This is a genomic window from Amycolatopsis sp. (assembly GCF_036008905.1).
Lineage (GTDB): Bacteria > Actinomycetota > Actinomycetes > Mycobacteriales > Pseudonocardiaceae > Amycolatopsis.
This window is the reverse complement of record NZ_DASYMU010000210.1, coordinates 64,947-72,967: the sequence shown is the minus strand read 5'-3', so window position 1 is coordinate 72,967 and position 8,021 is coordinate 64,947. Positions and strand designations below refer to the sequence as shown.

The 8,021-nt window shown below is 67.5% G+C and carries 7 protein-coding genes; 3 read left to right on the top strand and 4 right to left on the bottom strand.

Translation table 11 applies throughout. The annotated features are described in order from the left end of the window. Nucleotides 1-85 precede the first annotated feature (85 nt). Complete coding sequence (locus VGP60_RS34140; protein WP_327552302.1) at nucleotides 86-583, bottom strand: polyadenylate-specific 3'-exoribonuclease AS; 498 nt, start codon at nucleotides 581-583, stop codon at nucleotides 86-88. 15 nt (nucleotides 584-598) lie between these two features. Then, nucleotides 599-1,360 carry a lysophospholipid acyltransferase family protein gene (locus VGP60_RS34135; protein WP_327552301.1) on the bottom strand — a complete coding sequence of 254 codons (762 nt, stop codon included), beginning with the start codon at nucleotides 1,358-1,360 and terminating at the stop codon, nucleotides 599-601. 223 nt (nucleotides 1,361-1,583) lie between these two features. On the opposite strand from VGP60_RS34135, the gene VGP60_RS34130 reads away from it, so the two are divergent. The 3 genes from VGP60_RS34130 to VGP60_RS34120 are packed head-to-tail and all read left to right on the top strand — an operon-like array spanning nucleotide 1,584 to nucleotide 4,024. Then, the gene (locus tag VGP60_RS34130; protein WP_327552300.1) at nucleotides 1,584-2,354 is read left to right on the top strand and encodes an alpha/beta hydrolase; all 771 of its coding nucleotides are present in this window, start codon (nucleotides 1,584-1,586) and stop codon (nucleotides 2,352-2,354) included. After that, nucleotides 2,351-2,845: a hypothetical protein gene (locus VGP60_RS34125; protein WP_327552299.1), complete on the top strand. Its 495-nt coding sequence runs from the start codon at nucleotides 2,351-2,353 to the stop codon at nucleotides 2,843-2,845. Before VGP60_RS34130 ends, VGP60_RS34125 begins: the two co-directional genes overlap by 4 nt. A 39-nt stretch (nucleotides 2,846-2,884) precedes the next feature. Then, a complete protein-coding gene (locus VGP60_RS34120) occupies nucleotides 2,885-4,024 on the top strand; it encodes a glutamate--cysteine ligase (protein WP_327552298.1) in 1,140 nt (379 codons plus the stop codon). 33 nt (nucleotides 4,025-4,057) lie between these two features. On the opposite strand, the gene VGP60_RS34115 is transcribed toward VGP60_RS34120, so the two are convergent. Together VGP60_RS34115 and VGP60_RS34110 are read right to left on the bottom strand one after the other, a co-directional pair. Continuing rightward, nucleotides 4,058-4,966, bottom strand: coding sequence for an LppU/SCO3897 family protein (locus tag VGP60_RS34115; protein ID WP_327552297.1), 909 nt, complete (start codon nucleotides 4,964-4,966; stop codon nucleotides 4,058-4,060). Between the two features lie 193 nt (nucleotides 4,967-5,159). Continuing rightward, entirely contained in the window at nucleotides 5,160-7,973 is a 2,814-nt protein-coding gene (locus VGP60_RS34110; RefSeq protein WP_327552296.1) for a fascin domain-containing protein, read from the bottom strand. Nucleotides 7,974-8,021 lie beyond the last annotated feature (48 nt).

Here is an 8,021-nt window from a genome sequence, read left to right as displayed (position 1 = left end):
CAAAGTGCTATGAACGGACCTTTCATCTCGGTTTTCGAGATGAAAGGTCCGTTCATAGCACGGGAGACGGGACGGGCACGGGAGCTCAGAAAAGCTTGTGCAGCTTCCGGATGTCCTCGATGACGGCCCAGCGCTCGAGGTTGTGCTTGGCGTCGGCGAGGGCGTCGTGGGCGTCGGTGGGCGCGGCGGGCAGCTTGGGCTTGCCGACGTCTTCCCAGCGCTGCCGCAGGTCGCGGGTGAAGCGGGGCAGCTGGCGCGGCAGCGCGGGCATCGGGCCCCACAGCTGCGCGAGGGCGACGTGGTCGTAGGCGGCGAACCAGGCCCACAGCTCGATCCCGCCGGGCGGCTTGCCGAAGAACTCGAGCAGATCCGTGCGGATCCGCTCGCGGCTGCGCCAGGCGGTGTCTGCGGGTGAAGGAAGCTTCGGCAGCACGTTCTCGCGAACCCACGGGCCGGCTTTGCCGGGATCGAAGTCGGTCGAAACCGCGTAGAACTCCCGGCCCTTTTCGTCCACGACACCGATCGACACCAGGTCGATCGTCAAGCCGTCCTCGATGAACTCGGTGTCGTAGAAAAATCGCACCGGCTGACCCTAGTGCTAACCGACTTTGGACTCCGGCACCCGGTCGGCTTCACGCGCCGAAGGCTGAGCGGGTACAGAAGGCCGGACTCCGGCGGCTTCGGCGGCGAGGAGTTCCTTCGCCTTGGCCGCGTAGATGTCGACGTACTCCTGGCCGGACAGCTCCATGAGCGCGTACATGATCTCGTCGGTGATGGACCGCTCGATGAAACGGTCGCCGGAGAGTCCTTCGTAGCGGGAGAAGTCGAGGGGCTTGCCGAAGCGGACTTCGAGCCGGCGCGGCCACCACATCTTGGAGCCGATCGGGTTCACCTTCTCGGTACCGATCATCGCCACCGGCACCACGAGCCCGCCGGAGTCGAGCGCGATCCGGGCGACGCCGGTCTTGCCCTTGTACAGCCGGCCGTCCGGGGAGCGGGTGCCTTCGGGGTAGATGCCGAGCAGACGGCCTTCGCGGACGAGCCGGATCGCGGTGTTCAGCGCGTCCTGCGCGGCGTTGCCACCGGACCGGTCGATCGGGAACTGGCCGACGCCGGTGAAGAACCACTTCTTGAAGCGGCCTTTTATGCCCTTTTCGGTGAAATATTCGGATTTCGCCGGGAAGGTGACCATGCGCTTGACGCGGATCGGCATGAAGAAGGAGTCCGCGACCGCGAGATGGTTCCCGGCGAGGATCACCCCACCGGTCTCCGGGATGTTTTCCGCACCGACGACCTTGGTCGGCCAAAGCAGCTTGAGCAGCGGCCCCAGCAGCACGTACTTCATCAACCGATACAGCACCGCGGTATGCCCTCCTAGCAGTGGATCTCGCTTCCGATCACTAAGAGTACGAACCCCGCCCGCCCCCGCACAACGCCAGCCGCCCGGTTGCGCGGCCGCAGCGATCGATCTCACATCGCCCCAGAAGCACTCCCGAAGCGACCAGAGTGGCGGCCAAGGGACCACAACCCCCTCCGGTCGTGCCAATATAAGAGTCTTACCTGCTTACACGGAAGGCGATCGCATGACCGTGCTCGCCGGCGCAGAACCGTTCTCACATACCGGTTCGACCGAAGTCGGGATCCTGCTGTGCCACGGGTTCACCGGAACCCCGGCCAGTATGCGGCCCTGGGCTGAACACCTCGCCGAAGCCGGCTTCACCGTGCGCTGTCCCCTGCTGCCAGGTCACGGGACGACCTGGCAGGAAATGAACCGCACCGAGTGGCCGGACTGGTACGGGCACGTCCGTACCGAACTCGAATCGCTGCTGGAGACCTGCGAGACGGTGTTCGTCGCCGGGCTGTCGATGGGCGGCACGCTGTCGCTGCGGCTCGCGCAGGAGTTCGGCGACCGGATCGCCGGGATCGTGCTGGTGAACCCCTCGGTCATGACGCTGCGCTGGGACGCGAAGCTCCTGCCGCTGCTGTCGAAGGTGCTGGCTTCGGCCGCCGCCGTCGGCAACGACATCGCCAAGCCGGGTGAGAAGGAACTGGCGTACCCGCGTACGCCGGTGCGCGCCGCCGCGAGCCTGTCCAAGCTGTGGAAGCTCGTGCGCGACGACCTGCCGAAGGTCACCCAGCCGCTTCTCCTGCTGCACTCGGTCGTTGACCACGTCGTGGAGCCGAAGAACTCAGCCATCGTGCTCGCCGGGGTGAGCAGCACGGACGTCACCGAGGTGCTGCTCGAAAACAGCTTCCACGTGGCCACCCAGGACAATGACGCGCCGCTGATCTTCGAGCGCAGCACCGAGTTCTTCAAGGCCACGCGCCTGGCCGGTCAGGTCGATGCCGGATGAGCCGGGGCAAGGGCACGGACGGCCCGGAGGACGTGGACGCGACGTTCGCCGCGATCGTCGCCGACCTGCGCGCGGAAGGCGTCGGTGTCATCTCGGACGACACCGCGGACGCCGAACCCGCCGCCCCGGAGAAGTCGCGTTCGGAAGAGCAGTCACCCGAGCGCGGGAGCGGCTGGCGTGGCGGCGGCACCGAGTGGGACACGACGATCTTCAGCGGGGACCCGGCCGTCGACGACGATGACGACGACGCGCATTTCGTGCCGCCCGAACCGCCCCCGCTGCCAAGGCCGCGCAAGAGCGCGTTCATCGTCCTGCTGTTCTTCGTACTGGGCCTGTTCCTGCTGATCGCGCCGAATCTGATCGGGATAGGCACGACCGTGGCGACCCCGTTGGGAATCCTTTCCCTGGCCACTGGGATAGCATTACTGTTACTGCGAGTGAGGCAGGGCCCACCGCCCGGAGCCGATCCCAGCAACGGCGCCCAGGTCTGAACCCCCACCGGGGTTCTCCAGTCCCATTAGGAACCCCTCATGGAAATCGAGTTCAGTCCGTCACGCCGGTCGACGGTCGGTGCCGAGTGGGAGCTCGCGCTGGTCGACCGCCGTAGCGGGCAGCTCGCGTCCGTCGCGGAACGCATCCTCGAACAGGTGCGGCCCGACGGCGAAGAGGAGCATCCCAAGATCAAGCAGGAGCTCCTGCTCAACACCATCGAGATCATCACCGGGGTCTGCTCGACGATCGCCGAGATCACCGCGGACCTCGCGGAGTCGCTGGAGCTCGTGCACTCGGTGATCGACCCGCTCGGCGTCGAGCTCTTCTCGGCCGGGAGCCACCCGTTCTCGCAGTGGTACGAGCAGAAGGTCACCGACAAGGCGCGCTACGCCAAGCTCATCGACCGGACCCAGTGGTGGGGACGGCAGATGCTGATCTACGGCGTGCACATCCACGTCGGTCTCGACCATCGGGACAAGGTGCTGCCGGTACTGGACGCGCTGCTCAACTACGCGCCGCACCTGCAGGCGCTTTCGGCGTCTTCGCCGTACTGGGGCGCCGAGGACACCGGGTACGCGTCCAACCGGGCGCTGATGTTCCAGCAGCTGCCGACGGCCGGGCTGCCGTTCCAGTTCCGGAAATGGTCCGAGCTCGAGGCCTACACCGCGGACATGTTCACCACCGGCGTCATCGACAGTTTCTCCGAGATCCGCTGGGACATCCGCCCCGCGCCGCAGTTCGGCACCATCGAAATGCGCGTCTGCGACGGCCTGCCGACGATGGAAGAGGTCGCCGCGATCGCGGCACTGACCCAATGCCTGGTCGACGACTTCAGTGAACGCCTCGACGACGGCGAAATCCTGCCGACCCTGCCGCCGTGGCACGTCCAGGAGAACAAGTGGCGCGCCGCCCGCTACGGCACCGACGCGATCATCATCCTCGACGCCGCCGGCAACGAACGCCCCGTCACCGACGACATCACCGACCTGCTGACCCGCCTCGAACCGGTCGCGCGGCGGCTGGACTGCGTCGAGGAGCTACGCGGGGTCGAGACGATCCTGAAGTACGGGCCGAGCTACCAGCGTCAGCGCGCCGTCGCCAAGCAGCACAACGGAAGTCTCAAGGCCGTCGTGGCTTCCTTGATCAGCGAAATGCACCACGGCATCCCCCGCGTCTGAGCCCGGAAACCGCCATCTGTCGACAGATGGCGGTTAGCCCTTGAGGGTTTTCAGGCAGAAGGTGGTGCCGGTCGACGAGTTCTGGAAGCCCCACCAGTAGACCTCGTCGGCCTCTTTGAACGCGGAACAGATCTGCTTGGCCGTTTTGGCGAGCGAGTCGAACTTCGAGGTCTTGTCGATCTGGCCGACGACCTTCATCCCCGCGCCCGCACCGCAGTCGACGAAGTCGGCGGCCTGTCCTGCCGGGACGTTGGCGGCGAAGCAGTCGCCGACCGCGGGGCTGCGGTTCTCCGGGTTCTTGAGGTCCTGGAGGCACAGGACCTTTTTGGACGCCAGCGCCGCGCCGGGGCGTTCCCACACGAACGCGGCGGCCGCGGCGGGGACCTTGGTGCACAACGGGGTGATGCCGGTGACCAGGCCGCCGTCTTCGTTGCCGGCGACCTTGTAGGCGGCGTCCGGGCCGCAGGCGACCTTGATCATCGTCTTCGCGTCGGCGAGGTCGCCGTTGAGGCAGTCACCCACCGCGGGCATCCGGTTACCGGGATTCTTGACGTCTTCCAGGCACAGCACGGTTCCCGTGGAGCCGGACCGGCCCTGCCAGAACGCCACGTCGGCGTTGGGGAACGGGTCGCAGACCGAGCCGGTCACGCGCAGCTGGAACTCGGACTGGTCGTCGACCTTGCCCACCACTTTGTACCGTGCGCCCGGCCCGCAATCGCTGCTCTGCAGGCTGTTGATGTCGTCGGAGTCGCCGGTGAAGCAGTCGCCGACGTTGCCCGTCGCGGCGGTCAGTGCCTGGTAGATCACCGCCACGAGCGCGAGCGACAGCACCGGGACGACGATCGCCATCGTGATTTTGAGGCCCCGGTTACGCTTCTTCGCCGGGCCTGTCTGCGGCGCCACCGCATACCGGGGTAGACGCGCCGTCGGCTGCTCAGTCACGGAAGATGTCCTCTTTGTCCTGGAACGATGGTAGATCGTCGCCCAGTCTGCCCACTGGACGCAAGTCACACACCACGTTCGCCGGTCATCCCCGGTGACCTAGGACACACTCGGTCCAAAGTGGCATGAACGGACCTTTCATCTCGAAAACCGAGATGAAAGGTCCGTTCATGCCACTTTTGCGCCACATGGGCTAGTTGGTGACCAGGTCGAACTCCTCCCACGGGCCGATTCCGGTGCGGTTGGCGATCAGGGGCGCGGCGCCGGCGCTCTCGGCGGTGACGTAGTTGTTGTTGACCAGCGCGCGCAGGCTCACGCTGCCGTTGCCGTTGCGGATGAGCTGGAAGGTCTCCCAGGGGCCGACCGCGGTTCTGTTGGCGATCAGCGGGGCCGCACCGGCGTTGTCGGCGCAGACGATCTGGCCGTTGACCCTGGCCCGCAACGCGATGTTGCCACCCCCGGCGTCGATCTGGTCGAACTGCTCCCCGGCGCCGATCGTGGTCGCACCGGCGATCAGCGGCGACGAACCGGCGGTGACGTACTTGCCGTTGACCCGTGCCCGCAGGCTGACGCCTTGCGCCGCCCCGGCGCGGTCCAGCCCGATGCTCGCGTTGGCGAGGTGCTTCGCGGCGGTCGCGGGAGTCCCGCTGATCGAGGCGAACGGGAGACCGCCGACCGGCGCCGACGTCCGCTGGACGAGGTAGGACTTCCCGGTCTGGGCGGGAATCGTGAAGGTCGCGTTGGTGGTCGCGGCCACCACTACCGCGCCACTGCTGCCGTCGACGACGTTCACGCTCTGGCCCGGCCACGGACTGCGGACGGTGATCGGGGTGTTCGACCCCGACACGATCGCGACCGTGCCCGCGCTGCCGTTGCTGATCTGAAGGTGGAGCTTCGAGTTGTGCTTGAGCGACACCGTTCCCTCGCCGGTCCAGTCGGCGGGCCACGCCGGGGCGATGCGGAGGACGCCGTCGTAGTCCTGCGCGAACGCCTCGCTCACCGCGCCCGCCAGCACGCCCGACTGCTCGACGTAGGGCTGTGACGCCTGGACGCCGGTGAAGCTGGCGAGACCGGACGGGTAGGCCTGGAACGACCTGATCGCGGCCAGGATCGTCGTCTTGACGTCGTTCGCGAGCCCGAGCCGCGCCGCGTGCAGCGAGTCCATCGACCAGTCGTTGCCGTTGACGAACCGGCGATTGGCGAACGTCCGCTTGGCGAGATCGGTGAGCGGGCCGCTGTCGCCGATCAGGCCGAAGGGCCAAACCGCTTCCAGGTCCAGGTTTTCGCTGTTGTGGAGGGTCGCGGTGGGCTCCGCCGACAGGCCGATGATCGTGCCGGGCGACGCGTCGTCGGCCGGCGTCAGCAGTTTCGACTTGGTGGCGATGTCGGTGCGCGGCATCGCCGGGATCTTGGGGATGGCCGCGTTCGCCTGGTTGACGAGATCGGCGTCCATGCCGAGCAGTTGCGCGGTCTTCACGAAGACCGGGAACAGCGCCTGACGCGCGACGATGTCGGTGACCGGATCGTTGACGTTCCACTGGGTCTCGTGCGCGTTGGACTTCGTGTGCAGCAGGCCGTCGGCGCCGGTGGTGGCGTGGGAGAGCAGGAACCTGGTGGCACCGCTGGTGATCGGGTAGCTCGCCCGCAGGTACTCGAGGTTGTCGGTCTGCTGGTAGTGCTGCCACGCCCACAGCCCGATCTCGGCGCCGGTGGTGATGGTCAGCGAGTTGTAGCTGGGCGCGATGGTCGAGTCGCAGGAGGCGTTCCTGGCGGCGTCACCGCCCGCGTAGTACCCGTTTCCGTTGTAACGCATGGTTTCCGGCACGCACAGGCCTTGCCTGCCCGGCATGTGCGCCGACGTCCACGCACCGATGTTGCCGACGTTGTTCTGGTACAGGCGGAAGATCGGGTCGGTGAGCGCGGGCACGCCGGCGGTCAGGTTGGCCTGGATCTGCATGCGCAGGTTCCAGAACCAATAGCCCGACGGATACCAGTCCTGCTGGTCCTGGGAGAAGGTGAACAGGTTCGCGACACCGGCCTGCGAACCGGGAAGCACGCCACGGCTTTGTGCCGCGCTGTAGTAGAGATTGAGCGTGCGCAGGTTTTCCACGTAGTCACCGGAACCGTCGGCCGAGGACATCTTGATCAGCCCGGCCTTGCCCCAGTAGTCGTGCCACCAAGCCAGATGCGGCGCGGCGATGGTCGCCGCGGGCTTCGTGGCGTCGCCGTTGAGGACCGTGTTCGCGGTGGCGATCGCGTCTCCCCCGGTCCACGCCGGCGAGGCGACGATGACCCGGAACGAGCCGTTCGTGTTGGGCTGGAAGGAAACCTGCGCGGTCGAAGCGTCCGGAGTGGACGCTGCCACGGTGCGCCCGCCCGCGGTGACCCCGGCGAGCGTGCCGAAGGTCTGGCCGGACGCGCCGGTCGCGGTGTCGTCGCGCCAGGTCTCGGCGAGGGTGGCGACCGCGCCCGAAGCCCGTGCCGCCGGGGCACGGCCGCTCCAGAGTTTGACCTGCGCGGTCTGCGTGCTGTTCGGGTCCGCGCCGGTGACGTCCACGACGAGCTGCGCGGTGTCCGCGCGCACGTAGGTGGTCATCGTCATGCCGCCGCCGGATTGGCGCAGCGTGCCGTCGTAGAGGTCCAGCCGCCCGGTGAAGTCCGCCGCGCCGGTCATGCGCGCGAGCCCGGGAATGGTCACCTGTCCCGGGGATTTGCGGTCCGGGAAGGTGTCGGTGCGGTTGAGCTGCGCGGTGAAGCCGTTCGCCGCCCAGACCGCCGCGCCGAGGGTGCCGTTGCCGAGCGGCATCGACTGGGCGGGGGTGGAATTCGCCTTGCCCAGCACGACATCCGAGCGGCGGACGACGTTCGGGGTGTCGACCACGAAGCGGCCGTTCTGCCAGGCGGTGGTGCTCGGGGCCGCGATGGCCGGCGCGGCGGAGGCCAGCACGCCCGCCGTCAAAGCGGCGGCGGTGACCAGTACCAGCGACCGGGAAATCCGTCGGTGCATGGGGATTCTCCTGTGGAGCGTCGTTGCTCTCGGCGGGGACTCACGCAT